The organism is Hyphomonas sp. UBA3195 (assembly GCF_002366485.1).
Lineage (GTDB): Bacteria > Pseudomonadota > Alphaproteobacteria > Caulobacterales > Hyphomonadaceae > Hyphomonas.
In genome coordinates this window covers 32,976-57,706 of sequence record NZ_DEXB01000013.1, presented here as the reverse complement: position 1 = coordinate 57,706, position 24,731 = coordinate 32,976, and the positions used below count along the sequence as shown (strand labels likewise).

Genomic DNA, 24,731 nt, shown 5'->3' with positions numbered 1-24,731 from the left:
TTCGTGACCATGTTCCTGTCGGCTACGGCGACGAAGGTTGCGCTCTATGCGCTGATCCGGTTCTTGTTCACCGTGTTCCGTCCGGAATTCGCATTCGAGCAGGCGACTTTCACCTACTTGCTGATGCCGCTGGGCCTCGCCGCGATGATAACCTGCAGCTTCCAGGCAGTCTTCCAGACCGATGTGCGCCGGACGCTGGCTTACTCCTCTGTTGCGCAAGTCGGTTACATGATCCTCGGCGTGTCCATTGGCACAGTTGCAGGCGTCAGTGCGGGCCTGTTCCACTTGCTGAACCATGCGATGATCAAGGGTGCACTCTTCATGGCAGTCGCTGGCGTAGTCCTGACATTCCAGGGCACGACCATTCGCGATTTCGCCGGCTTGGGACGCACAGCGCCCTGGACAATGACCGGCTTCGCGATCGCGGGGCTGTCATTGATCGGTGTGCCGCTGACCGCAGGCTTCCAGTCAAAGCTCCAGCTCGGCTACGCCCTGTTCGACCAAGGTATGTGGTGGGGCGTCGTTTTTGTCGTGTTCTCCAGTTTCCTGGCGGTGATCTATATGGGCCGCATTCTGGAGGCGATCTTCTTCCGGCCGCCGATCAATCCGCGCAAATCGCGCAAGGAAGCGCCGATCCTGTTGCTTGTGCCGCTTTGGATACTGGCCCTTGCAAACATCTATTTCGGTATCACGACCGAACTGCCGCTCGGACTGGCGCGTGACGCCGCTGCGGCCGCGTTCGGACTGGAGGCCTTCTGATGAACTCTGAGCTGTTGATCTGGGCCGCCCTGTGCCTGCCATTGCTGATTGCGATCGGCATTGCCGTGACGGGAGCGTTCTCGAACGTCCGTGAAGGCGTTACACTGGTCGGCGCGACCGCGCTGTTCGGTGTGGTCATCGCGCTTGCCATGAAGGTGGCAGGCGGCGAGGTGCCTGAACTCTATGTGGGGCAGGCTGCGCCGGGCCTCGATTTCGCTTTCAAGCTGGAGCCGCTGGGTGCTTTGTTCGCACTGGTCGCCAGCGGCCTGTGGATCGTCAACTCGTTCTATTCCATCGGCTATATGCGTGGAAACCGCGAACGCAATCAGACGCGCTTCTACATCTGTTTCGCCATCGCCATATTCGGCGCGATGGGCGTCGCCATGTCGGCGAACCTGTTCACGCTGTTTGTGTTTTATGAAGTGCTGACCCTGTCGACCTATCCACTGGTGGCGCACAAAGGCGATGCGGCGGCCAAGCGCGGCGGGCGCATCTATTTGCTGACCCTGTTAGGCACATCCATCGGCCTGTTCCTGATGGCGGTCATGTGGACCTGGGCCCTGGCTGGCCAGAACCTGGATTTTGTTCAGGGTGGCCTGCTTGCCGGACGCAATCTCGATCCGGCCGTGGCCAGCGCCTTGCTCATCCTGTTTGCTTTCGGCATCGGCAAGGCGGCATTGATGCCGTTCCATTTCTGGCTGCCCAATGCGATGGTCGCACCAACGCCGGTTTCCGCCCTGTTGCACGCCGTTGCGGTTGTGAAGGCGGGCGTCTTCACCGTGATGAAAGTGTCGATCTACATTTTCGGTGAGGACTTGCTGAACGCGACGCCGGGCCGCGAATTCGTGCTCTGGGTAGCGTGCTTCACCATCATCGTTGCGTCGCTCGTCGCGATGACGAAAGACAATCTCAAGGCTCGTCTGGCCTATTCGACAATTGCGCAGCTGTCCTACATCACGCTGGGGGCAATGCTGGCCACGCAGGCCGGATTCATGGGTGGAGCGTTGCAGATCGCCGCGCATGCAGTTGGCAAGATGACATTGTTCATGTGCGCTGGTGCCATTTATGTCGCCACCGGGCTGACGAACATATCCGACATGAGGGGCCTTGGCCGGAAGATGCCGATTGTCTTCATCGCTTTCTTCATTGCGACCCTGTCGATTATCGGCATCCCGCCGATGGCGGGGGCGTGGGCGAAATATGAGCTGATGCAGGGCGCGATCAACCGGGGCACAGGCTTTGTACCCTATGTCCTGATCATTTCGTCGCTATTGAATATTGCGTATCTGCTGCCGATCCCGATCCTGGCGCTGATGCCCACGCCGGGCACGCCAGAGCCGAAACCGTTCAAGCGACCGGACGGCGCGCCATTCTTCACTGTGGCAGCACCGGTCGTGACGGCGGGCCTTTGTGTGGTCTTGTTCTTCCTTGTCGGGCCGTTGGCGGACTTCCTGTCGCCTGCGTTTGAAGCCCCGTCATCCCCTGCCTTCGCTGGAGGTCAGCCATGAGCGACGAAACGCCGAATGATACCCGCGATACCAGCGGACGCTTCGTGAAGCGCGCCGCAGAGAAGGCGCACCGTCTGCACACGCCGTCAGAAGATGGGGTGCATCCTGTGGCCAAGATCCTGTTCGGATGGACCGAGGCAAAAGTCGCTGGAACGGCGATCTTCTGGGGCATCGGCCTGCTCTCGGCCTTCCTGATTGTCATCGATCTGGCCGTTGATCGGCACGAATACGTCCACATGGCCGAAGCGACCGGATTCTATGCGCTGTGGGGCTTTGCCGCTTTTGCTTTCGTTGTGCTGTTGGGCTGGCCGCTGGGCCGACTGCTGCGTCGCAGTGAAACCTATTATGGTGATCCGGGCGGTCCGCCGTCGGATATCGACCCGGATATACCGGCCGTGCCTGACGCTGCCCCGACCTATCCTGACGAAGGAGACGAGCACTGATGACTGGTTTGCTCTCCATGCTGAATCCCGGCTGGCTCCTGATTGCTGTCGGCCTTGGCGCCCTTTTCTTGCCTGTTCGCCGCGTGCGTCAGGGACTGACCATTGCTGCGCCCATCATTGCCATCCTGTTGATTTCGGTCGCGGATCGGAACGTGAATCTGTTGACCGGCCACGCGCTGGGTATCGAGATGATTCTCTATCGGGTCGACAATCTCAGCTACATTTTCGGCCTCGCATTCCTGCTCGCGGCGCTGTTGAACGCGATCTATGCGTGGCACACAGACGACCGTCTGCAGGACGGTATGTCGATTGCCTATGCAGGGGCCGCCGTCGCGGCGACCTTCTCGGGCGACATGATGACCCTGTTCGTGTTCTGGGAACTGACGGCCATTACATCGGTCTTCCTGATTCTGAGGGCAGGGACGCGCGCTGCTTATTTCGCCTCCATGCGGTATCTGGGCGTCCAGATTCTGTCCGGCGTCCTGCTGCTGGCTGGCATTGGCTATGTGTACCAGTCGCGCGGCGACCTTTCGATCTCGGCCTTCACCAGCCTGAATGAACCGGGCGCACTGCTCGTCTTCATTGCGCTGGGCATCAAGGCAGCCTTTCCCTTCCTGCACAACTGGCTGCAGGATTCCTATCCGAAGGCCACGGTGGTCGGCGCGGTTGTCCTGTCGGCCTTTACGACAAAGCTGGCCGTCTACGCTTTCGCGCGGATGTTCCCTGGCCATGACGCGTTGATCTGGATCGGCGCCGTGATGACCGTGTTCCCGGTCTTCTTCGCCGTTATCGAAAACGACCTGCGCAAGGTGTTGGCCTATTCGCTGAACAACCAGGTCGGCTTCATGATCTGTGCCATCGGCCTCGGCACCGCAGGGGTCGGCAATGCGCTCGCGCTTAACGGCGCATCGGCGCATGCCTTCTGCCACATTATCTACAAGGGCCTGCTGTTCATGAGCATGGGCGCGGTGCTCTATCGCACCGGCACGACCAAGGCGTCTGAACTGGGCGGGCTCTACAAGTCCATGCCGTGGACGACGATCTTCTGTATCATTGGTGCAATGTCGATCTCGGCTTTTCCGCTCTTCTCGGGCTTTGCGGCCAAGTCGCTGACCATGAGCGCGGTGGGCAAGGAAGGCTACACAATCGTGTGGCTGATGCTTTTGTTCGCGTCGGCCGGTGTGCTGGAGCATTCGGGCATCAAGATTCCATATTTCGCCTTCTTCGGCCATGACAGCGGCAAGCGCGTGAAAGAAGCGCCCTTCAATATGCTGCTCGCCATGGGGCTCGCCTCCTTCATCTGTATTGCTGTGGGTGTGCCAGCGATTGTTCCGGGCTTCGGCTATGAGTGGCTCTACAATCTGCTGCCGTATCGCGAAGAGGCGATGGCATATCATCCGTTCACGCTGGATCATATATTGACCCAGATGCAATTGCTCGTGCTGGCCATCTTTGCCTTCGTGATGCTGAAGCGCCTTGGCTGGTACCCACCGGAAAAGCCGGGCGTCGTGCTCGACAGCGACTGGCTCTACCGCAAGGCAGGCTATGGCATGGCGACATGGACCGGTACGGTTTGGCAAAAGGTGGGGCCGGCCATGTCCGCCATCTTCTTCAAGCTGACCGGCCGGGCCTATGAGCGGATCGAGGATACATTCAGTCCAAGGGGCGAATTGGCCCGTGGAGGTCTTGCCAGCGGCATGGCGATCTGGACCGCAATCCTGCTTGGTTTTGTCCTGCTTCTGTCCTTCATAACGACCGGATAATCAGCTTTACGGCGAAATATAACATACCGGTGGTATGCGAGCTAAATCCGGATCGTGTAGTAATTACTGCGATTTATACGTGAGTCATTATCAATCTTAAGCTAATCCCGATTGGTTGATCGCAATGACGGGGATGCGAGATGGCTGATAGTGAGCATGCAATGACCGACAGGATTGAGTTCCTGGAGATGACAACGAGAATTGTTGCGGCCTATGTGAGCAACAATACGTTGCAAGCCGAAGAGCTGCCGCAACTCATCCGGCTGGTCCATTCATCGCTGGAAGGTGTGCGGGGGACCGACGAAATTTCGGAGCCACTCAAGCCTGCTGTATCTATCCGGAAATCCATTGGCGAGGAGTATCTGATCTGTCTGGAAGACGGATTGAAGTTCAAATCCCTGAAACGCCATCTGCGCACCAAATACGATATGACGCCCGAAGAATACCGCGAGAAGTGGGGGCTTCCGGGCGATTATCCAATGGTCGCGCCGGGTTATTCGAAGCAACGCTCAATGCTCGCCAAGCAAATGGGGCTCGGTAAGTCCGAGCGCGACTAGTATTCAAAACCGAATACTTTTGTTTCGGCATCGAAATGAAAGCATTTGGTAGGAATGGTTAAGAAAAAATCACCAGGACTCTTGATCCGCGACTCAACTCGCGCGATAGGTGATTCTATCGAATCACCTGGGGGTGACTGAAATGACCAAACAGAATGTCTTCAAAGGCGTAACCGATTCGCAGCAGAAGCTGATCGAATACTGGTGTGGCTTGCGCGATTCGCACGGTCTCGTGCGGCGCGAATCAATGGATCCGGGCCAGTTCCGCGCCATGCTCGCCAGTATCTCCATTGTGGAGTTCGATCGCTTCGGCACCGGGCGGTTTCGAATCGCTGGTTCCCGTCTGCGTGAGATTTTCGGTATGGAGGCCCGTGGCCGCCAGATCGAGGATGTCCTGGGCGACCATGGTGAAGCCTATTGCCTCGGCCTCGCTGCAGCGCTGGAGCGCGGCGCGCCTGTTGGCGGGATGATAGAACAGGAAGATGGTCGCATGCATGCTTGGACACGTTTGCCACTGGCCGGACCTGACGGTCAGCTGACTCAAGTGCTTTGCCATGATGAACTGGTGCGCGCCCGCCCAAAAAAGGGCCGTCCGGACCCGGCCGGCAAGGGCATCACCGGCAACCATGATCGTGCCGCCGCCTAGGCAGGCGAAGCGAACCAGGTTCAATAAAACGCAGAAACGGCGCGGCCCACAAGGCTGCGCCGTTTGCGTTCAGGGGCCCTATCCCTCGAAAACCTGTCTGTGCCCGCGCCGCAATCCCCAGACATTGCGGGCATTCAACTTGTCGTAATAGGAAAGTTATCCTACACCTCGAGAAAGCGGGTAGTCTGATGCCTGTCATCACAGGAGAAAGACATGCAGGATTTCGATCCCCAGAAAGACGAGGACAGAGCGTATCTCGCCGCTGCACTGACAGCGTACGCGTTGGGCCTGAAGACTGAAGCGATCCTCAGCCGCCAACGCCGTTCCCCCGCAGAAGCGCGTGGCCGCCAGATTGCCATGTATCTGTTGCGCACGGCGCTGGGCATGAGCCTCAGCCGCGTGGCCCGCGCCTTCAACCGTGATCGCACCACGGTCGCCTATGGCTGCAACCTCATCGAGGATTGCCGCGATGATCCGGATTTCGATGTCTGGATCGAGCAATTGGCCGTCGGCCTGTCGAGCGTGGTCGTGCTCGATAGCGCTGCGATGGCGGTCTAGGCAATGGCCATGCGGAGGATCCTGACCGAGTATCGGTTGCGGACGGTGCTGACGCATGGTGGCATGGTTGCGCCGGTGCGGCAGACATATCTGGCCTATCGCGGCCCGGACACACGGCGACAGGTCGCCGGTTGGGTGTCGCCGCACATTATCGCGCGGCTGAAGGCCGACGCGTGCCTTCGGGCGCAGGTCGCGTTTCCGGACAGGTTGGCCGCCGGACCCACACTGATGGTTGAGTGGGATTCGCGTGCAACCTCCCGGCCGTCAGACTGGCTGAATGTGCGCGCGGATTGTCGACATGGATTGATGGTTGAGTTGGTTGCCGACACGCATGCGCCGGAAGTGATCCGACAAAGTGCGGCGGCGGGGCGCTACCGGGATGAGTTCATTCGCGCCAGCCAACCGGCTTCCGCTCGCGCACGCCCGGTCTTTGACAAATCCACACACCAGCGCGCGTCGGATCGTTTGGCCGAGCTGGAAACGGAGATGGGTGTGCTGGCCATGCGACAGCTGGAGGATTTGCTGATCGACCGGGCAACTGTCACAGCGCTGACGGCGCGGTGGCGCATGAAAGCCGAAGATGTGAAACAGGTTGCGCAGGAGGCGCTTGCCCGATTGGCCGTGGCCTACGAGCTTTCGCGAGTGGTCGACAGCCCGGCCTGAGCATCATGGCGAATACGTTCCAGCATGGAGGCGAGGCCGTTCGAGCGTTGAGCCGTGAGCGCGCCGCTGACGCCGATCTCGTCCAGCAGGGTCTTGGCGTCAAATCCGTTGATTTCTTCCAGCTGCGCGCCGGAATAGAGCCGGACCAGCAAGGCGATCAGACCGGATACGATCATCGCGTCGGATTCTGCCCGCACCTTCATGCGACCGTCCTCAAGATCGGTCACCATCCAGACCTGTGACGCACAGCCACGCACCCGCGTCTCTTCGGTGCGCTCTTCCGGCTCTAGCGCGGGGTTCGCCTTACCCAGATCGATGATGTGCGCATAGCGCGCTTCCCAATCGTCGAGCCAGGAAAACTCTTCACGGATTTCATCAGCAGTTTCAGCAATGGTCATGACCGCCAGATGGGGCATCTTCTCTAAAAAAGAAACCCCCGGTACCGATTGTGGTGCCGGGGGCGAGAGAGAGACTTGTTTGCTGGGGCTTATTGGTAGACGCCGCCAATGCATTGTCCGACGTCGGCGAGCGCGTGCTCCCCAATGCAGAACGGAACTTCATATTGCTGGTTCGCTGCAGCAACACATTGCTGCAGGTTCAGGTTTGCCATGTTCAGGCAGCCGCGGGTTTCGCGCTCAGCCATGGCGGAGTTTACCTGGCTGGACGAGGCGGCCGTCTGGCCGAGGATGCGGTAGGCCGCAAGCGTGGCGATCTGGTCGGCCACAGGCTCCTTGCCGTACTGCACACGCTTTTTCTTGGACAGGCCAAGGCCGCTGGTGACGGCGGCCGGGAAGCGAATCGCGTCAGCTGCACCGGAGACATTGTCCCACAGCGATGGCGCGCCGGAACGTCCGGCACCGGCCAGGATGCTGTCTATGTCAGAGGCCGAGAAGGCGGAGATCAGCTGGCCGCGGGCGGGCGTGCCGACCGTCTGGATGCTGTTCAGTCGTGTCGCTTTTGCGCCGGAGTTTCCGATCTTGGCTTTCGCCCAGCCGGAGCCTTGCAGGCTGTAGGCTTGTTCTTTCACATAGGCCGCCGTGGCGCTGAGGCGCTGGCTGTCGGCTTCTGTTGCGGCGAGCGATGAGCTGACCGCATTGTCGCCGCCACTGAGCTGGCGTGCATAGCGCACATCATTCTTCAGGCCGGTCAGCAGCGCGTCGTTGCCGTAGAAACTTGCAATGTCGCGAACAGCGGCCCGGTATTCAGGGTCCTGTGAGGCGATCAAGGCGGAATAGGAGATCCACCCCTTCGACAATTGGTCGGGATTGTGCCCGCCCAGAGAGTTCAGGGCGTGGTCGATGTCTTTGGCGGAGGCGAAAGGCTTCTCTTTCACATCCGTGACATCGGACTGGTATGTCCCATATACGGCGGCCGATTCCGAAATCGGATCCCCTGACTGCGCTGATGCCCCCATGGCCAAGCCAAGGGCAACCACTGCAGTACCGATCATTCTGATGGATTTCATGTGCTACTTCTCCCTCACGCGTCACGCGACAGTGTTGCATGAACTTCCCCCCATGGGGAACCTCACCTTGCCTGCTGCACACATTACAAATACAGCAAAGTATGCGTGACACAGGCAGAATGCCTAAGGAATCTCACCGGGGTGTTAACGACTTGCCCGAACTGATGCGAAAGAGATTACAGTTCATCCATCTTGTCTGGCTCGTCCTGACAGTGGCACTGGGGATCTCAGCGTTAATAGGCGGGCTTGCCGATAACGCGCTCCTGGCCGGACTCGGCCTCGCTGCGCTTCCGGGCGTGGTGGGGGCAGCGCTGTTGCATTCCAAAATACGCGCTGAGGATCTCATCGGGCCATTTCTGGTGATCGGTTGGACACTGTTGGCCATGCTCGGTATCGCCTCGACCGGTGCGGCCTTGTCGCCTTTGACCATATTGTTTGCCATCGCACCGCTGACGGCGATGAATCTGGGTAAGCCCGGCATGGCGGCCGAAGCTGCCATTTTCGGGGCGTTCGCCTTCCTTGCCACCGCCGTCATGGTGCGGCTCGGCCTGTTGCCGCCCGCCAATCCGGAAAGCGCGTATCAGGTGCCGGCCATGTTGCTGGCTTTTGCAGGTCTGGTCATGATCGGATTGCTGGCCTGGACGTTCCTGAAGGCTCGCGAGGAAGAAGCTGCAATGCCAGCAGAGACGACGACGGAGATGGTGACTATCCGACAGGATGTGGGCCTGCCGGAAGAGTCCGGCCTGTTGCTGCTCGATGTGTCTGAGTTTGGTCGTATCCGAACGCTCAGCGGCGACTTGTTGGGCCTGGACAATGTGAGGGCAGGCGGCTTGCTCGCGAACCTGCTGCAGGACGAAAAGGAAGTCAGCCTATTGAAGCCCGCCAATGGCCGCACGCATGGCGAAGTCACCCTGAGCAATGGGCGCGAGGTGGCATTCGTCGCGGAAGCCCATGAGGCCGGTGCGGTGCTGGTGCTGCGGGACCTGACTGAGGCGCGGGCAATGACGCTGGATACACGTGCCAGACTGGCAGAGGCTGAAGCGCGCCTGAAAGGTCGGACGGCCTTTTTCGCGTCCCTTGGCCATGAACTGAAAACCCCGCTCAATGCCATTCTTGGCTATGCCGACATGATGCGGGCCGGCATTCGCGGGCCGATGCCTGAGCCCTACAAGGACTATCCGGAAATCATTCATGAGAGCGGACAGGACTTGCTCTTGCTGGTCGATGATATTCTGGACCTCGCGAAGGCCGAGGCCGACCGTCAGCGGCTGGAGCCGGAGCCGGTTGACCTGACGGCGTCTGCGCAATCCATCCTGAGACAGCTCGACAACCAGGCTGAACGTGCTGGCGTCAAACTGAAACTGAAGGCAACCAGCGAAGTCTGGGCGGAAGCTGATGCGCGCGCCGTGCGACAGATCTGGCAGAACCTCGTTTCCAATGCGATCAAGTATTCCTCTTCCGGCGGCACGGTCACGCTGGATGCGCGCGACGAAGGAAATGCGACCGTGCTGAGCGTCACCGACAAGGGCGCAGGTATGTCATCGGAAGATGTCCGCCGAGTGCTTGAGCCATTCTCTCAAGGCAGCAATTCCAAAGGTCGTCAGGGCACCGGGCTGGGTCTTGCCGTGGTGAATTCCTTCGCCCAGTTGCATGGCGGTCAGGTCGTGATCGACTCCGCGCCCGGCAAGGGCACCAAGGTCGAAGTGAGCCTGCCACGCGCCAACCCGGCCGACATCCAGCCTATGGAAGACGCCGCACAGTAAGCTAACCGCTTTCCGGATTGGCCTGAACGCGTCTATGAAGCTTCCCATCCGCAACAACCGGGCAGGCGGCCCGCAACAGGATTTCGGACCATGATGATGGAAAGATTGCCCACGAAGCTCTGGGTCGAAGCACTGGTCCGGCGGGCGCAGGTTGCGGGCGCAGCAGCATTTGTACTGCAAAAGGGCGACGCCGAACGTGGTGATGTTCTGATCAAGGTCGCGCGTCTGGATGGCACTGCGGCTGTCTATGTGCCCAGCATGAATATGGAGGGCGAACGCATCTTCATTGACCTGCGTGTGCAGGGGATCGGGCCCGAGGAAGCGACTGTGGACACCCATGTGCGCAAGGCGCGGGATCGCGACCCCGATCTTTGGGCTATCGAGATCGAGGACCGGGACGGCAGGCACTTCCTGACCGAGCATGTGGACAGTCCCGAATAGGCGCCAACCAAGGCCGCAGATTCACAGAACTCTTTAACCGGCAGTAGGTCTTTATTAACCGTGAGAGGGCAGCTTCGGCCTGAATTCTAGTTGGGGCGCGCCAAGTCATGCTGTTTCTGATAAATGATCAGATCACCGAGATCGAAATACCCGAAATGCACCTTGCCAAACGGTGGCAGTCGCTTGGCTGCGGAGACCCTTACGGCATGCGGGCACGCGAAGCGCTGAATTTCGCCAGCCGGGTCGTTGGCGAGCATCTGAAAGAGCACATTCCCTTGGAAGACTCCCTCCTGCAGGATCTTGGGTCCCTGATCATCGCCAAGACCGGCGCCAATGCTGTGCTTTTCCCGATTTTCGGGGACGTTGTCGGCGAACCTCGCCTGACCATTTTGCCAGAAACCATCCTGGAATCCCTGCGGGACCGGCACCATCGCGAGGGAAAAGCCCCCGACGTGCGAGAGATCTGGCCGAACGCAGCCTGATACTGGTGCTTCATTCGGCGGTTCAAATGGGCTAGGGCCTCTGCCCAGCACGAAAGAGCCCAGATCACATGTCCCATGAACAGGAAGCCGCCCGCCGGCGCACCTTTGCCATCATCTCCCACCCGGACGCCGGTAAGACGACGCTGACGGAGAATCTGCTGCTTGCTGGCGGTGCCATCCGCGCAGCCGGTGAAGTTGCTGCGCGTGGGCAGGCTCGCCGCACGACGTCGGACTGGATGAAGATCGAGCGGGATCGCGGCATCTCGGTCTCTGCCTCGGTCATGACGTTCGAGTTCGACGGTCTGGTATTCAATCTGCTCGATACGCCAGGCCACGAAGACTTCTCCGAAGATACTTACCGCACGCTCACCGCGGCTGACTGTGCCGTGATGGTGCTGGATGCCGCAAAGGGCATCGAGCCACAGACGCTGAAACTGTTCGAAGTGTGCCGCCTGCGCGACATTCCCATCGTGACCTTCATCAACAAGATGGACCGCGAAGCACAGGATCCGATCGCCTTGCTGGACGAAATCCAGGACAAGCTGCAGCTGGATACCGCACCCCTCTATTGGCCCGCGGCCAGTGGCCAGCGTTTCTCAGGCATGATGGACCTCCAGAAGCAGGAATTCTGCGTCTTTGAACGCAAGCCCGGAGAAGCACCCCGCATTGGCGCAGCCGAGCGCATCCAGGGCGACGACGCCACCCTGAAGGGTGCGCTGGATGAAAGCGTTTTTGACGAGCTTAGCGAAGGCGCGGAAATGGCGACGACCCTGTTGCCGGAATTCGACATTGAAGCCTTTCTCGGCGGACATATGACGCCGGTCGTGTTCGGTTCGGCGCTGCGCCATTTTGGCGTTCTGGAATTGCTGCGTACACTGCATTCCTATGCGCCCGCGCCGCGCGATCAGAAGGCCGAGAAAAAAGGTGAGCCCGTGATGATCCATGCGGGCGACAAGCCAGTCTCCGGCTTCGTCTTCAAGATCCAGGCAAACATGGATCCGAACCATCGTGACCGGGTGGCTTTCTTGCGGCTGTGCTCCGGCGAGTTCAAGCGCGGCATGCGCTTGAAGACGACAGCCGGCAAACAGCTGAACATCCACAATCCAATGATGTTCCTGGCCCAAGACCGCGAGATTGCGGAGACGGCTTATGCGGGCGATGTCATTGGCGTGCCGAACCATGGCCAGTTGCGTGTTGGTGATAGCCTCTCTGAGAGCGGAGATATCCAGTTTGGAGGCATTCCGAACTTTGCCCCCGAACTGCTGCGCCGCGCCCGGGTGAAAGATCCGATGAAAGCCAAGCATTTGCGCAAGGCACTCGAAAGCCTTGCCGAAGAAGGGGTAACCCAACTCTTCAAGCCGGCGATCGGCTCCGACATGATTGTCGGCGCGGTTGGTCAGCTTCAGTTTGAAGTGATGACGGAGCGGGTAGCCGCGGAATACAATCTTGAAGTCGTCTTCGAGCCTGCACCCTACAATGTCGCGCGCTGGATGAGTTCAGATGACGACAAGAAGCTGGAAGACTTCCTGGACAGGAACAAGTCCGCCAGCGGAACAGATTTGGATGGCGCCCCGGTCTATCTGGCGAAGAATGCCTGGGATGTGGGCTATGCTCAGGAAAAGAACCCGGACATTCGCTTCACGGCTACCAAGGAACGTCTAGTCTAGTTCTGCTGGCGCACGCCGAAAGATATTCTGAAATCTCGTTTCGGTGGCGTATCAAATGTCACGATTCTGGTGTATCTTTCCGTCATTACGGAAGGAGATCAGCATGCCGTATATCATGACGCGAGATGAGACTGAGATCTTCTACAGGGATTGGGGCCCGGTCGAGGCGCCACCCATCATGTTCCATCATGGCTGGCCTTTGACGGCTGACGACTGGGACAATCAGATGCTGTTCTTTCTCTCCGAGGGATATCGGGTGATCGCAGCCGACCGCCGCGGTCATGGTCGGTCGCAGGAAACCTGGACTGGCAACGACATGGATACCTATGCCGCGGACACGGACGACCTCGTTACAGCGCTAAACCTGACAAATGTGGTTCATGTCGGACATTCGACAGGCGGCGGGGTGGTGGCGCGTTATGTGTCCCAACATGGCGGGGACCGGGCTGCCAAAGCCGTGCTGATTGGCGCGGTCCCACCCTTGATGCTGAAAACGGCGGACAATCCGGATGGCATACCCATGGACGTCTTCGATGATTTCCGGAGGCAATTGTCAGACAATCGCGCCAGCTTTTTTCTCGATGTCCCAAGCGGTCCGTTTTTCGGATTCAACCGGGATCATGTCGAGACGGTGGAGGCAATGGTCCACAATTGGTGGCGTCAGGGCATGATGGGTAGCGCAAAGGCGCACTATGACTGTATCGCCGCCTTCTCCGAGACGGACTTCACTGAAGACCTGAAGGCTCTCAAAGTGCCCACACTGATCATGCATGGGGACGATGACCAGATTGTTCCGCTCGACCTTACCGCCCGCAAGGCCGCAGACCTTGTCGAGGGTTCAGTACTGAAGATCTACGAGGGCTTGCCGCACGGATTGTGCACAACGCATCCTGAGCTCATCAATCCAGACCTGCTAGATTTCATTCGCGCCTAGAGGAGAGCCACACGTTCAGGATGGGTCTGGTGCCGTCAGCGGCTCCGGCTTGTCGCTTGGCGGGGAGGCGAAGTCCGATCCACCCTGTAATTCTTCCTGAACTTCAAGCACAGGCTGATGGCGATCTTCGTGCCGGGAAGACAGACCGGAGGTCGCGAGCGGATTGCGCTCGACCTTACCTGCGCCGCGTTTAAGCTCACAGCGCGAAGCGCCTTCATCGAGTGCAGCTATGTAGCTCCAGGCTAGACAGGCAGACCGCGTATTGCAGAGCTGTTGGCAGTCATCGACGTTTGCGGTGTTTGTAAATTCATAGGTCGCGCCAAAGCGGTAGATGCCAGGCTGCTGGCCCGGAGTGGCTTGTATCGCTTCAGCCGATGCCGGCTCAGCCTCCAGGCTGTCGGCCATGACAGGCAGGCTGAAGCAGGCGGCGAGCAAAAGGGCTGGAAAAAGGCGCATTTCGAAAGACTCCCTCAATCGTCGGCGAATCCTAGGCAGCCTGTCTTAAGGAAAGGTTGTTCAGGCGCCGGACAGGCTTTCGCGCTTTTCCTCGATTTCCAGCCATTCCATTTCGATCATGTCGAGTTCATCCCGCGCAGCGCCTATCCGGGCCGATGCCTTCGCAAACGCATCCGGGTCGCGCGTATACAGCTCCGGGTCGCCCATCTTGGCTTCGAGGGTCTTGATCTCCGCCTGCAGTTTCGGGATCAGCGCGTTGATCTCTTTCTGGCGATGCTCGTCCTTGTAGGAGAGCTTCTTCTGCGGCTTCGGACGCGCGGTTTCAGTTTTGGCCTTCTCGGATTTCTGGGTGGTCTCGTCCTGCTGGCGGAAATGCTTCAGCTGATCCTGCGCATCGGTCCAACCGCCGGCAGTGACGACCCACTTACCGTTGCCCACAGGGCAGAGGCAACTCGTCACCGTGGCATCCAGAAAGGCCCTGTCGTGGCTGACCAGGATCAGCGTGCCGTCATAGGAGAGCAGCATGTCCTCCAGCAATTCCAGCGTTTGCATGTCGAGATCATTGGTCGGTTCATCCATCACCATCAAGTTGGATGATTTGGCGAGGCCAATGGCGAGCGCGAGCCGATTGCGCTCACCGCCAGAGAGAGCGCCGACGGGCTGACGCAACTGTTCCGGTTTGAACAGGAAGTCCTTGGCATAGGCGGCGACATGGCGCTGGTTGCCCTGCACCATGATGGAGTCACCGCCCGCCGGTGCGAGCGCTTCCCAGACAGTGTCTTTCGGGTTCAGCGTGTCGCGCGTCTGGTCCTGATAGGTAACTTCCAGCGTCTTGGACTGGCGTACACTGCCCGCATCCGGTTCGATTTCACCCAACAGCAGGCGTACCAGTGTTGTCTTGCCTGCGCCGTTCGGGCCGATGATGCCGATCCGGTCGCCGCGCAGGATGCGCAGGGAAAGGTCTTCGGCAATCACGAGCGGGCCGTTTGGCGTGTCGAAGGTCTTCGACAGACCCTTGGCCTCGATCACCTTCTTGCTCATTGAATCACCGCTGGAGACTGACAGGTCGGCCGTATTCTTGCGGTCCTGTAGCGCGCCACGCATTTCGGCATGCTGTACGCGCATCTGTTTCAGCCGGGCTAGGCGGCCCTGGTTGCGCTTGCGGCGTCCGGTCACGCCGCGCGCCAGCCAATGATGCTCATCTTTCAGCTGTGTCGTCATGCGGCGAAGCTGGCGTTCCTCTTCCTGCTCGACCTGTTCGGCCCATTCATCGAACTTGGAATAGCCTTCCGGGCTTTTCAGTACCTTGCCCTGACGCAGCCAGAGTGTGTTGGTCGAGACATTCTCCAGGAAGCGTCGGTCGTGGCTGACCAACAAGACGACGCCATTGAAACCTTTGAGGCGACGCTCCAGCGTTTCGATCATGGGCACATCGAGATGGTTGGTCGGTTCGTCCAGCAACAGGACATCAGGCTCGCGCGCGAATGCTTTGGCAAGGGCCGCGCGGCGCTGTTGTCCTCCCGACAGGGTGGTTGGGTCTGCCGCGCCATCGACGCCGAATTCCATCAGCTCCGCTTCGGCCATGTAGCTGGCCTCTAGGCCTTCCGATACATAGTCCAGAACCGTCTCGTATCCGGCCAGACTCGGTTCCTGGGAAACGATGGCATAGGTGATGCCAGGCTGACGCCAGACGTCTCCGCTGTCGGATTCGACACTTTCGGAGATGATTTTCATCAAAGTCGACTTGCCGGCACCATTTCGCCCGACCAACGCGACTCGTTCGCCCTTGGATAGGGAAAAGCTAACCCCCGTAAACAAGGGCTTGCCGCCAAAGGTGAGGCGAAGGTCGTTCAGGGTGATCAATGGGGGCTGTGCCATAGGCGCGATGTAGCGTGTGCTACAGGTTCGCGCTAGGGGGCGCATGCGGTGTCTGGGTGCACGGGCCCGCAGGATTCTGGACCAGAACCAACGCACGAAAACTTCACTGGTGAAGTTTGACCAAAGGCCCCGTTCATTCCGGTATGCGCGTTCTGCGCCCGCGAAATTCTACCTTCCGTATGCGATGCGGGACGAGAAATGCAGTCGATTGCAGTAAATCCGGCCGGCGTTCAGGTAGCGTTCATTGCGAAACTTTCATCTGTGTCCGCGTTGCCTCAGCACCGGCGTCTTAATCGCCAGGCTGACGGGTGACAAAGTGTTGGGGGGACACATGACAAAACAATCGTTCCCCCGGCTTTATCTTGGTGCGCGTTAATTCGAGAACGAATTATGCGTGTGAATAGGGGACAAATCATGTCAAAGAAAACTCTCATCGCCTCCGTTGCTGTTGCCACGCTTGTGGGCGCCGCATCTGCGGCTGAATCCAGCGATTATCCGCCGGCATCCGATCCGGGTACATGCTATGCGCGGGTTTTGATTCCTGAGCAGATCAATGTTCAGACGGAACAAGTTGTTGACCGCCCGGAAAGCACCGAAATCAAGCTGGTTCCTGCAACTTATGAGACCGTGACCGAGCAGGTTCTGGTCAAGGAAGAAACAAAGAACATCCGCGTTATCCCGGCGACATACGAGACTGTCACCGAGCAGGTGCTTGTGGCACCTGAGCGCATCGAAACGACCGTCGTTCCGGCAGAATATGAGACCTATACAGAGCAGGTTCTCATCCGCGAAGCCTACACGACCTGGAAGCCTGGCAATGGCTTGTACGGTCGCGCGACGGACGCATCGGCGTCATCCAATGGGGTTTCCACGGGCGAATTGCTGTGCCGTGTCGAAGTGCCAGCCGAGTACGAAACTGTGACGCGCACACGTCTCCTTTCGCCAGAGCGTACGGAAACCCGCACCATTCCGGCCACCTACGAAACCGTGACCAAGGAAGTCGTGGTTGAAGAAGCACAAGTGGTCGAAGAGATCGTGCCGGCTGTCTACAATACTGTGACTGTCGAGAAACTGGTCACGCCAGCCAGCGAGGAAACCCTCGTTGTTCCAGCCACATACAAGACGATCGACAAGCGCGTCGTCAGCGGCGGTGGCGCTCTGGAGTGGCGTGAAGTCCTCTGTGATACCAACGCGACCTCGTCCAAGATCCGCAGCGTTCAGCAGGCGCTCTCCGATGCGGGCTATTCGAACCCGGTCGATGGTGAATTCGGCCCGGCCACGCTTACCGCAATGGAATCCTACCAGCGGTCCAACAATTTGCCGGTTGGCTACCTGACCATCTCTACGGTCGAGTCGCTGGGTCTGACCAAGAACTAGGCCCCTGACCCTGGCGACTTGCCCCGCGCGTCTTCGGACGTGCGGGGTTTTTCATGCACCAAGCCGTGCAAGGCCGTCTTCATCCAGCACGCGCCACTCGCCTTCCGGAAGACCGCCAAGCTCCAGCGCGCCAAAGCTGGCGCGGTGTAGGGCCTCTACGTGATTGCCTGCGGCAGCAAACATGCGGCGGACCTGATGGTATCGGCCTTCCGTAATGGTCAGGCGCGCCGAGCGCTCGCCGGTGACTTCGAGACGCGCTGGCAATAGAGGTTTCTCTTCACCTCGCAACATTAGCGTGCCGCTGGCAAACAGCTCTGCCTCATGACCCTCCAGCGGGCGCGCCAGAGATGCCTCATAGGTTTTCTCGGTTGCTGATTTTGGTGAGATCAGTTTGTGAAGCAGTTTACCATCATCCGTGAACAGCAAAAGTCCTGTCGTGTCTGCATCCAGTCGCCCGATCGTTGAGAGGGGCGGGCTGCGTTGGAGGAAGCGTGATGGAAGCAATTCATAGACCAGTCGGCCCTGGTCGGCCCGCGAGCAGGTAAAGCCCGCTGGCTTGTTCATGATCAACACCATGCCGGGCGCCGGGTCGAGCGGTTCGTCGTCGAAGCGAAGATCATCGCCTGCGCCGGTTAGGCGGCCTGCGCGGATCGCGGCCTCCATTTCCTTGCGGCTGCCATAGCCCAGGCTCGCCAAATACTTTGCAAGCTGACGATCAGGCTTCATCGCTTCCGCTTTGGTTTTTCCGCACGAAGAATCTTGTAGCCGCCTGAGTCTTCCAGCATTTCGAACGTCTTGAAACATTCGCCAAGAACTTCTTCATAGGGCAGGTGACGATTGGCAACCAGCCAGAGTTGCCCGCTGCCACGGAGCGCCTTTGCGGCAGAACGTATGAAATCCTGACCCAGCGATGCGGCATCGGCGCGACCAACATGGAAAGGTGGGTTCATTACGATGAAATCGTACAGCGTGCCGCCACCTTCTTTCGTCGCATCTGCCCATTTCATGTCCCAGTTTTCAAAGCCGGATAGAGTTTGCGCAATACAGGGCAGGGCGCGATGTTCAGCTTCCAGCAGGGTCATGTGCTCGACATGTCGGCAATGCTGGAGGATCTCGCGGGACAGGAATCCCTGGCCTGCGCCAAAATCTGCGCCGCGCCCGCGAATGTTTTCCGGTACGCTGTCTGCAAGCAGTTCAGACCCTGCATCGATCCGGTTCCAGGAGAACAGGCCAGGGCGGCTCCACACACCGGCTTCCATTTCCTGTGGTGCATCGCGCGCGATCCACTCTTCCATCAGGTCGGTATTTATCTGTGAGCTGTTCTTGACGGTCCAGAAGGCGCGGCACTTGTTCTTTGAATGCGCCTCTGTCTCGCCGGCGATCTCGCGCAGCAGTTTCTCGATCGTCTTGGAGCCGAGCGTGTTGGGCAGGCAGGCGAGGATCACGCCGCCCTCCGGCGCATCGCGCAGGGCGCGGGCGAATAGGGCGCGTGTCTCATCCTTCTGGCGAGGTGGCAGGAGCAGGGTCAGCTGTGTGGCCGGGAAGGTCTCGGTCTCGGGCGGCAGGACATCAAACCCGGCAGCCTTCAGTGCCTCATGATCCGGCTTGAAACTGTTCTGGCAGACAAGGCGCTCTTTCGGGAGGCGTGCAAGATGCGGCGACAGCTCTGCGCGCAGGAACAGGATCGGCCCCTCATCGGGCAAGGTTACGGCCCCGTCATCAAGGGCCAGCATCAGGGTTTCATAGACAGCAGTATCAAACATGCGCGGTCTTTAATGGGTTTGTCCGGCGCGGGAAAGTCCCGGCCATCATACCGCATCTATTGGCGGATGATCCGCACGCCGTTGCTGGTTCCGCTGCGCGAGCTTGACGCTGTACCAAACGCCTGCGCCATCCCGCGATAGAAGGTCACGCGTTCTTCGGCGGCTTCGCTCATTTCAATGCCCGCTTCTGCGCCAAGCAGGGGCTCTGGCGGCATACCCGCATGGGCGATTTCCATGATGTCCGACCAGAGATCGGCTGGCAGACCGCCCCCGGAAACCTTTGCCATGGGACTGTCATCATCATTGCCGACCCAAACGCCCCCGACATATGCGTTGGTGAATCCGATGAACCAGGCATCGCGCCAGTCCTGGCTGGTGCCGGTCTTGCCGGCGACCATCCAGTTGCCAAACCGCGCACGGCGGCCGGTTCCGAACCTGGCATTGACGACGCGGGCGAGCATGCCGTTCATCTCCTTGGCAAGCTCATGATCATAGACCCGGTCCCGATTATAATCGGGACGCGTGTAGAGCACATCGCCGCGCGAATTTTCGATCTTCTCGATCAGCCACGGATCCATGCGCAGCCCGCCCGACTGGAACGTGCCAAATGCGCGGGTGATTTCCCACAATGAAACTTCCTGGCTGCCCAGCGCAATGGAGGGGAACGGCTGCAGCGGCGTCGTGATGCCAAAGCGACGTGCAATATTGATGACGCTTTCTTCGCTGGCTTCCTGCGTCAGTTCAGCGGCAATCGTATTGGTTGAGCGCGCCATGGCCTCGCTCAATGTCATGGGCCCCAGGAAGCCGCCGCCATAGTTTTCGGGTTGCCATTTGCCAATGGCGAGCGGGGCATCCTCGAATACGTCATAGGGTGAATAACCATTCTCCAGCGCCGCGGCATAGACAAAGGGCTTGAAACTGGAGCCCGGCTGACGCTTGGCTTGCGTCACACGGTTGAATTCTGACTCGGTGAAATCGCGCCCGCCGACCAGCGCCACAACGCGACCATCGCGGTCGATAACGAGGGCAGAGGCCTGGCTCGCTTTTGCGTCCTTGCCATCTTTCTCCATGCGCGCGTCCAGCTTTGCGCGTATCTTGTCCTGCATCTCGATATCGAGCGACAGGGTCACCACCATATCACCCGGCGGCCGCGGCAGCATAAGCTTCACCCGGTCGGCAACCGTGTCCATCACATAGCCAAGTTGGGGATCATAGGCGGGCGCGTCGATGATGGTGATGTCTGTCTCAATGGCGTCGGTCACTTCATCGGCCGTGATGAAGCCAAGATCGGCCATTTGTTCCAGAACATAGAGCTGGCGTGACTTGGCGCCTTCCAGGTTCTCCCGCAAATTCAGTTTTGACGGCGCCTTGGGCAGCGCAGCCAGAATGGCAGCTTCCGGTATGGACAAGTCTTCCGGCGGCTTGCCGAAATAATAGCGTGAGGCCGCGTCGATCCCATAAAGGCCGGCGCCGAAATAGACCCGGTTCAGATAGAGCGTGAGAATTTCGTCCTTGCCGAGCTTCTTTTCGAGTTCGCGCGCCAGTTTCATTTCCTGCGCCTTGCGGGACATGGTCTGACGGCTGTCCAGAACAAGGTTCTTGATGAGCTGTTGGGTGATCGTGGACGCACCGGACACGGTCTCCCCGGCGCGCATGTTCGACCAGGCTGCACGTGCGATGGCGGCGTCGTCTGCCCCATCATGCTCGTAGAAGCGCTTGTCTTCGGCGGCGATGAAGGCTTGCGGCACGTGCGGGGGCAGGCGGTTAATATCAGTCGCGCGGCCATAGCGCGGCCCACGCACGTCCAGTGTGTTGCCATCGCGGTCAACGAATTCGATCGCGGCTTCACGCTTGGCGTCCCACAGCTCAGCGACCGGCGGCAGGCTCGGCATGCCAAAATAAAGCGAACGCCATTTCCAGAAGGCCCACCCAGCGCCAATCAGCATCACGACAAGGATGAACAGCATCAGGTAACGGCCAGCACGTGTGCCGAGAAAGCCAAAGCGTGACCGCGGCACCTTAATCGCCTGCGATCCGCCCGTCTTGGCCGCCTTTTTGGGCGTTTTGCGTGGTGTCTTCGCCATGTTTTCCAGATACCTGAATTCGGGTTTCCAGCAAGCTAAATGCCGAAGGAATTGGGCGAGGTGAAGGCACCGCCTGCAGCACGCGCCCTGCCGCGAGGTCACGCCTTACAATAGGGGCTATTCCTGAGTGATATGAGATCAACAAGCTGGTTCAATGAAGTCAGCAAGATCAGGGCTAGACAAAAAGGCCCGGCACTCCGGAGGAAATCATGCCCACATTGCCCGCCACGCCCGCAGAACATTTTGACGTGCTGATCATTGGCGCAGGGATTTCGGGCGTCGGCGCAGCATGGCACATGCAACACCAGAGCCCGGACAAGAGTTTCTGCGTGCTTGAAGCCCAGGGCGGCTTCGGTGGTACATGGCGCACGCATACCTATCCCGGTATCCGCTCAGACAGTGACCTCTATACCTTCGGCTACCGTTTCAAGCCGTGGACCGGTGCGCCCATCGCGGCGGCGCAAGAGATCATGACGTATATGGGCGAAGTGATCGAGGAGAACGGTCTGGATCGCCACATCCGGTATAATCACCGGATCATCGGTGCCGACTGGTCATCCCGTGACAAGCTCTGGACGGTAACCGCCAAGCGCGAAGATACGGGCGACACGCAGACTTTCACCGCAAACTTTCTCTGGATGTGCCAAGGCTACTACAATCATCAGAAGGGCTACACGCCCGAATGGGACGGCATGGAGGACTTCCGGGGGCAGATCATCCACCCCCAGACCTGGCCAGAAGATGTCGATCTCAAAGGCAAGAAAGTTATCTGCATCGGTTCCGGCGCCACGGCAGCGACAATCGTGCCTGCCATCGCCGAGGATTGCGAACATGTCACGCTATTGCAGCGCTCGCCGACCTATTTCACGCCCGGCCGCAATGTGAATGAGCTGGCGGATGCCCTGCGCGAGCAAAATGTTGATCCGGCATGGATCCACCAGATCATCCGCCGCCGGGTCCTGTTTGATCAGACGAAGTTCATGAACCTGGCAGAGGAACAGCCGGATCTTGTGCGAGCCGAGTTGCTCAAGGGTGTGCGCGAATTCCTTGGGCCTCACTACCCGATCGATCCGCACTTCACGCCACACTATCGCCCGTGGCAACAGCGCATCGCCTTTGTGCCCGATGGGGACCTGTTCCAGGGCATCGCAAGTGGCAAGGCCAGCGTCGTCACCGATCATATCGATCACTTCACTGAAAAGGGCATCCTGCTGAAATCGGGCGAAGAGCTTGAGGCTGACATCATCATCACGGCGACGGGCTTCAACCTGTCGGTCTTGGGAGACATCCCGTTTTCCAAAGATGGAGCGCCCATCGACTTCAGCCAGACGGTTACCTATCGCGGAATGATGTTCACCGGCGTGCCCAACATGGCATGGGTGTTTGGCTATTTCCGCGCCAGCTGGACGTTGCGTGTAGATATTATGGGGGATTTTATCAGCCGCATGCTGAAGCATATGGATGATATCGGTGCAAAGGAAGTGCGTGTCGAATTGCGCGAGGAAGACAAGAGGATGGATATCCTGCCCTGGATGGATACGGACAATTTCAATCCTGGCTACATGATGCGATCACTTCACTTGATGCCCAAACGTGGCGCGCATGACATCTGGCAACACTCGCAGGATTACTGGCGCGAGAAAGACGAGATGCCGCTCATAGATCTGGACGGCGAGGAGTTTGTCTATGATGGGATTGCGGCGCGCGCCAAATCGAAAGATAATGCGCTCGTTTGAATTCCATCTGGCCAAGCCGGCCGTCCCCGTCTAGCGTTGCCTTCCACACAAAGGGAGGGACGCATCATGCGCCGAACACTGATTACGGCCACACTGTTTGCCGCCGCCGGACTGGTCGCGCAGGCTCAGGACGCCAAGCCCACAATGGGGCTCGAAACCGCTGGCACGATTGTTACGGCGTGTATCGATCATGCCGAAGCCAATGGGCAGGCGGTGGCGATCGCGGTCTATGACCAACACGGCAATTTGCGGGCCTTTGCGCGCATGGATGATGCATCCGCAGGCGTGTCCGACATTGCCATGTGGAAAGGTAAGTCAGCTGGCAAATACGGCTATGCCACGGCCATGACCGCAGAGTGGGGCATTGGCCCGGGAGACGTGGCCAATTGGCGTGGCGGACTGCCGATCCACCTGGAAGGCGGCGAGTTGATCGGTGGCGTCGGCGTTTCCGGTGCGCCGTCCGTGTTCGATGAAGAATGTGGCAATGTCGGCATAGCTGCGGCCGGCCTCCCAATGGCAGACATCATGGAAGTGGACGCCGAGGACTAGGGACAGCCAATGGCATGGGCCAGAATGTTTCGGTGCACTTCGCTCGTGCCGGAATAGATCGTCGCGGCGCGCGTGGAGAGATATTTTGCCTGCGCGAACTGGCTGTTCGGTGACAGGTCGAGCCCGACTTTGGTGATGGCCTGATGCAATTCCGTCGCGAGCAGTTTCAGGATCGACGATGTCGCCGCGGCGCTGATGGGTATCTCGCCGTCGGCGGCGCGCGCCTCAAGGGCTTCGAAGGCATCAACTCTCATGGCCAGTTCCAGCAACTGCTGTGATGACGCGTTTCCAGCCACCCCGCGCGCTGCTGCTCGCAATGCCCGTCTCAGCAGGCCGGTCGTTGTGTTGTTGGAGCGGGCAATCGCCATCAAGGCTTTTGCTGCCGGCCAGCCCTCATCGATCTCGCCCACCCGATCAGCGACTGGAGTGCGGACATCGTCGAAGAAAACTTCATTTGTCTCTTGTTCGCCGCTAATGAACTCGATCGGACGTATACGGATTCCGGGTCGATGCATTTCTACCAGCAGGAAGACAAGTCCGTCACGGCCCGTGCTGCCCGGCCTGGATCGTGCCAGCAGGAACATGTGGGTGGCGTATTGGGCAAAGCTCGTCCAGACCTTGGTGCCGTTCAACACAAATTCGTCACCGTCACGGGTCGCACGCAGGGCAAGCGCGCTCAAGTCTGACCCGGCCTGGGGCTCAGAAAAGCCTTGGCACCATTCGTGCTCGCCATTCAGGATGGCGGGCAGGTAGTGCGCTTTCTGTTCGTCTGAGCCTTCGGCAATGATCAGCGGACCAATCGTGCGTACACCGGAATTCATAACAATGGGCGCATCGCGGGCCGCTGAGGCATTTTCGAAATAGAGCCGTTGTTCGGCGCTCCAGCCTGCGCCGCCATATTCAACAGGCCATGAGGGAGCAAACCAGTCCCGCGCGTTTAGCCGCTTGCGCCAAGCCTCGCAGGCCCAGCGCGGCGATTTCAGCCCGGTGGTTTCCCGACCGGCTGCGCGCAGTTCCTCGGTCAGTTCAGCGTCGAGAAATGCATCCACCTCGGCGCGGAAGGCGGCGTCGGCCTGACCTTCCACAAGGTCGGGAGCTGGAAAATTTCCGTCCATGTCGCTCTCCTGTGTTTCGAGCGGATGGCCAGTGTCTGGGGCAGCGGCGCAGGCCGCAATCAGGGGAAATACGGGGTGCGGCACGTGCGCCGCCATTGAATGAACCTTGTAGGGCCCGGTGTTC

Annotated in this window: 24 protein-coding genes; 16 read left to right on the top strand and 8 right to left on the bottom strand. The window is 59.3% G+C overall.

What is annotated here, in order from left to right; all coding sequences use genetic code 11:
- The 8 genes from B2344_RS03935 to B2344_RS03900 form a co-directional block, all read left to right on the top strand.
- On the top strand, nt 1-759 hold a 759-nt coding region (locus B2344_RS03935), incomplete at its 5' end, for a proton-conducting transporter membrane subunit (RefSeq protein WP_290484707.1).
- On the top strand, nt 759-2,267 hold the full coding sequence (locus B2344_RS03930) for a proton-conducting transporter membrane subunit (protein ID WP_290482330.1): 1,509 nt from the start codon (nt 759-761) through the stop codon (nt 2,265-2,267). The genes B2344_RS03935 and B2344_RS03930, both read left to right, overlap by 1 nt.
- Complete coding sequence (locus B2344_RS03925; protein ID WP_290482329.1) at nt 2,264-2,710, top strand: hypothetical protein; 447 nt, start codon at nt 2,264-2,266, stop codon at nt 2,708-2,710. The genes B2344_RS03930 and B2344_RS03925 overlap by 4 nt, the downstream gene beginning before the upstream one ends.
- Nucleotides 2,710-4,473, top strand: coding sequence for a Na(+)/H(+) antiporter subunit D (locus tag B2344_RS03920; RefSeq protein ID WP_206991080.1), 1,764 nt, complete (start codon nt 2,710-2,712; stop codon nt 4,471-4,473). The genes B2344_RS03925 and B2344_RS03920 overlap by 1 nt, the downstream gene beginning before the upstream one ends.
- 161 nt (nt 4,474-4,634) lie before the next feature.
- On the top strand, nt 4,635-5,030 hold the full coding sequence (locus B2344_RS03915) for a MucR family transcriptional regulator (protein WP_290479754.1): 396 nt from the start codon (nt 4,635-4,637) through the stop codon (nt 5,028-5,030).
- Nucleotides 5,031-5,172: 142 nt separating this feature from the next.
- The gene (locus B2344_RS03910; protein ID WP_206991078.1) at nt 5,173-5,676 is read left to right on the top strand and encodes a PAS domain-containing protein; all 504 of its coding nucleotides are present in this window, start codon (nt 5,173-5,175) and stop codon (nt 5,674-5,676) included.
- Between the two features lie 213 nt (nt 5,677-5,889).
- Complete coding sequence (locus B2344_RS03905; protein ID WP_290482328.1) at nt 5,890-6,234, top strand: helix-turn-helix domain-containing protein; 345 nt, start codon at nt 5,890-5,892, stop codon at nt 6,232-6,234.
- A gap of 3 nt (nt 6,235-6,237) precedes the next feature.
- Nucleotides 6,238-6,897, top strand: coding sequence for a hypothetical protein (locus tag B2344_RS03900; RefSeq protein ID WP_290484706.1), 660 nt, complete (start codon nt 6,238-6,240; stop codon nt 6,895-6,897).
- Here the strand turns inward: B2344_RS03900 and B2344_RS03895 are convergent.
- Both B2344_RS03895 and B2344_RS03890 read right to left on the bottom strand, forming a co-directional pair.
- Nucleotides 6,861-7,295, bottom strand: coding sequence for a SufE family protein (locus B2344_RS03895; protein ID WP_290482326.1), 435 nt, complete (start codon nt 7,293-7,295; stop codon nt 6,861-6,863). The two genes, B2344_RS03900 and B2344_RS03895, sit on opposite strands and share 37 nt — an antisense overlap.
- Nucleotides 7,296-7,384: 89 nt before the next feature.
- Entirely contained in the window at nt 7,385-8,362 is a 978-nt protein-coding gene (locus B2344_RS03890; RefSeq protein WP_034811067.1) for a hypothetical protein, read from the bottom strand.
- Between the two features lie 164 nt (nt 8,363-8,526).
- Between B2344_RS03890 and B2344_RS03885 the strand changes: the two genes are divergently transcribed.
- The 5 genes from B2344_RS03885 (at nt 8,527) to B2344_RS03865 (ending at nt 13,649) form a co-directional block, all read left to right on the top strand.
- A complete protein-coding gene (locus B2344_RS03885; protein WP_290484705.1) occupies nt 8,527-10,125 on the top strand; it encodes a sensor histidine kinase in 1,599 nt (532 codons plus the stop codon).
- Between the two features lie 90 nt (nt 10,126-10,215).
- The gene (locus tag B2344_RS03880) at nt 10,216-10,566 is read left to right on the top strand and encodes a DUF1491 family protein (protein ID WP_290484704.1); all 351 of its coding nucleotides are present in this window, start codon (nt 10,216-10,218) and stop codon (nt 10,564-10,566) included.
- 107 nt (nt 10,567-10,673) lie between these two features.
- Nucleotides 10,674-11,048, top strand: coding sequence for a hypothetical protein (locus tag B2344_RS03875; RefSeq protein ID WP_034811071.1), 375 nt, complete (start codon nt 10,674-10,676; stop codon nt 11,046-11,048).
- A gap of 68 nt (nt 11,049-11,116) precedes the next feature.
- Nucleotides 11,117-12,715: a peptide chain release factor 3 gene (locus B2344_RS03870; RefSeq protein WP_206991074.1), complete on the top strand. Its 1,599-nt coding sequence runs from the start codon at nt 11,117-11,119 to the stop codon at nt 12,713-12,715.
- A gap of 103 nt (nt 12,716-12,818) precedes the next feature.
- Nucleotides 12,819-13,649: an alpha/beta fold hydrolase gene (locus tag B2344_RS03865; protein ID WP_290484703.1), complete on the top strand. Its 831-nt coding sequence runs from the start codon at nt 12,819-12,821 to the stop codon at nt 13,647-13,649.
- Between the two features lie 15 nt (nt 13,650-13,664).
- On the opposite strand, the gene B2344_RS03860 is transcribed toward B2344_RS03865, so the two are convergent.
- Nucleotides 13,665-14,105 (bottom strand): PAN domain-containing protein, encoded by a 441-nt coding sequence (locus B2344_RS03860; RefSeq protein WP_290482323.1) that lies wholly within the window; start codon nt 14,103-14,105, stop codon nt 13,665-13,667.
- Nucleotides 14,106-14,165: 60 nt separating this feature from the next.
- Complete coding sequence (locus tag B2344_RS03855) at nt 14,166-15,992, bottom strand: ABC-F family ATP-binding cassette domain-containing protein (protein ID WP_349679775.1); 1,827 nt, start codon at nt 15,990-15,992, stop codon at nt 14,166-14,168.
- 405 nt (nt 15,993-16,397) lie between these two features.
- On the opposite strand from B2344_RS03855, the gene B2344_RS03850 reads away from it, so the two are divergent.
- Nucleotides 16,398-17,360, top strand: coding sequence for a peptidoglycan-binding domain-containing protein (locus B2344_RS03850; protein WP_206991070.1), 963 nt, complete (start codon nt 16,398-16,400; stop codon nt 17,358-17,360).
- Nucleotides 17,361-17,411: 51 nt separating this feature from the next.
- On the opposite strand, the gene B2344_RS03845 is transcribed toward B2344_RS03850, so the two are convergent.
- From B2344_RS03845 to B2344_RS03835, 3 genes are read right to left on the bottom strand one after another with little or no spacing between them, the layout of a single operon-like run.
- Nucleotides 17,412-18,086 carry a pseudouridine synthase gene (locus B2344_RS03845; RefSeq protein WP_290479745.1) on the bottom strand — a complete coding sequence of 225 codons (675 nt, stop codon included), beginning with the start codon at nt 18,084-18,086 and terminating at the stop codon, nt 17,412-17,414.
- Nucleotides 18,083-19,123 (bottom strand): class I SAM-dependent methyltransferase, encoded by a 1,041-nt coding sequence (locus tag B2344_RS03840; RefSeq protein ID WP_290484701.1) that lies wholly within the window; start codon nt 19,121-19,123, stop codon nt 18,083-18,085. Before B2344_RS03840 ends, B2344_RS03845 begins: the two co-directional genes overlap by 4 nt.
- A gap of 56 nt (nt 19,124-19,179) precedes the next feature.
- Nucleotides 19,180-21,207 (bottom strand): transglycosylase domain-containing protein, encoded by a 2,028-nt coding sequence (locus tag B2344_RS03835; protein ID WP_290481206.1) that lies wholly within the window; start codon nt 21,205-21,207, stop codon nt 19,180-19,182.
- Between the two features lie 209 nt (nt 21,208-21,416).
- Here B2344_RS03835 and B2344_RS03830 point away from each other — a divergent pair, with 209 nt between their 5' ends.
- Nucleotides 21,417-22,943 (top strand): flavin-containing monooxygenase, encoded by a 1,527-nt coding sequence (locus B2344_RS03830; RefSeq protein WP_290482321.1) that lies wholly within the window; start codon nt 21,417-21,419, stop codon nt 22,941-22,943.
- Nucleotides 22,944-23,009: 66 nt separating this feature from the next.
- Nucleotides 23,010-23,492, top strand: coding sequence for a GlcG/HbpS family heme-binding protein (locus tag B2344_RS03825; protein ID WP_290484700.1), 483 nt, complete (start codon nt 23,010-23,012; stop codon nt 23,490-23,492).
- On the opposite strand, the gene B2344_RS03820 is transcribed toward B2344_RS03825, so the two are convergent.
- Nucleotides 23,489-24,703: an acyl-CoA dehydrogenase family protein gene (locus tag B2344_RS03820; RefSeq protein WP_290484699.1), complete on the bottom strand. Its 1,215-nt coding sequence runs from the start codon at nt 24,701-24,703 to the stop codon at nt 23,489-23,491. The two genes, B2344_RS03825 and B2344_RS03820, sit on opposite strands and share 4 nt — an antisense overlap.
- Between the last annotated feature and the right edge of the window lie 28 nt (nt 24,704-24,731).

Coding starts and splice junctions, on each gene's coding strand:
- B2344_RS03870 (WP_206991074.1), top strand. CDS start 11,117: ATGTCCCATGAACAGGAAGCCGCCCGCCGGCGCACCTTTGCCATCATC.
- B2344_RS03900 (WP_290484706.1), top strand. CDS start 6,238: ATGGCCATGCGGAGGATCCTGACCGAGTATCGGTTGCGGACGGTGCTG.
- B2344_RS03835 (WP_290481206.1), bottom strand. CDS start 21,207: ATGGCGAAGACACCACGCAAAACGCCCAAAAAGGCGGCCAAGACGGGC.
- B2344_RS03915 (WP_290479754.1), top strand. CDS start 4,635: ATGACCGACAGGATTGAGTTCCTGGAGATGACAACGAGAATTGTTGCG.
- B2344_RS03850 (WP_206991070.1), top strand. CDS start 16,398: ATGTCAAAGAAAACTCTCATCGCCTCCGTTGCTGTTGCCACGCTTGTG.
- B2344_RS03930 (WP_290482330.1), top strand. CDS start 759: ATGAACTCTGAGCTGTTGATCTGGGCCGCCCTGTGCCTGCCATTGCTG.
- B2344_RS03890 (WP_034811067.1), bottom strand. CDS start 8,362: ATGAAATCCATCAGAATGATCGGTACTGCAGTGGTTGCCCTTGGCTTG.
- B2344_RS03885 (WP_290484705.1), top strand. CDS start 8,527: ATGCGAAAGAGATTACAGTTCATCCATCTTGTCTGGCTCGTCCTGACA.
- B2344_RS03895 (WP_290482326.1), bottom strand. CDS start 7,295: ATGACCATTGCTGAAACTGCTGATGAAATCCGTGAAGAGTTTTCCTGG.
- B2344_RS03925 (WP_290482329.1), top strand. CDS start 2,264: ATGAGCGACGAAACGCCGAATGATACCCGCGATACCAGCGGACGCTTC.
- B2344_RS03830 (WP_290482321.1), top strand. CDS start 21,417: ATGCCCACATTGCCCGCCACGCCCGCAGAACATTTTGACGTGCTGATC.
- B2344_RS03865 (WP_290484703.1), top strand. CDS start 12,819: ATGCCGTATATCATGACGCGAGATGAGACTGAGATCTTCTACAGGGAT.
- B2344_RS03840 (WP_290484701.1), bottom strand. CDS start 19,123: ATGTTTGATACTGCTGTCTATGAAACCCTGATGCTGGCCCTTGATGAC.
- B2344_RS03910 (WP_206991078.1), top strand. CDS start 5,173: ATGACCAAACAGAATGTCTTCAAAGGCGTAACCGATTCGCAGCAGAAG.
- B2344_RS03825 (WP_290484700.1), top strand. CDS start 23,010: ATGCGCCGAACACTGATTACGGCCACACTGTTTGCCGCCGCCGGACTG.
- B2344_RS03860 (WP_290482323.1), bottom strand. CDS start 14,105: ATGCGCCTTTTTCCAGCCCTTTTGCTCGCCGCCTGCTTCAGCCTGCCT.
- B2344_RS03845 (WP_290479745.1), bottom strand. CDS start 18,086: ATGAAGCCTGATCGTCAGCTTGCAAAGTATTTGGCGAGCCTGGGCTAT.
- B2344_RS03875 (WP_034811071.1), top strand. CDS start 10,674: ATGCTGTTTCTGATAAATGATCAGATCACCGAGATCGAAATACCCGAA.
- B2344_RS03880 (WP_290484704.1), top strand. CDS start 10,216: ATGATGATGGAAAGATTGCCCACGAAGCTCTGGGTCGAAGCACTGGTC.
- B2344_RS03905 (WP_290482328.1), top strand. CDS start 5,890: ATGCAGGATTTCGATCCCCAGAAAGACGAGGACAGAGCGTATCTCGCC.
- B2344_RS03920 (WP_206991080.1), top strand. CDS start 2,710: ATGACTGGTTTGCTCTCCATGCTGAATCCCGGCTGGCTCCTGATTGCT.
- B2344_RS03820 (WP_290484699.1), bottom strand. CDS start 24,703: ATGGCGGCGCACGTGCCGCACCCCGTATTTCCCCTGATTGCGGCCTGC.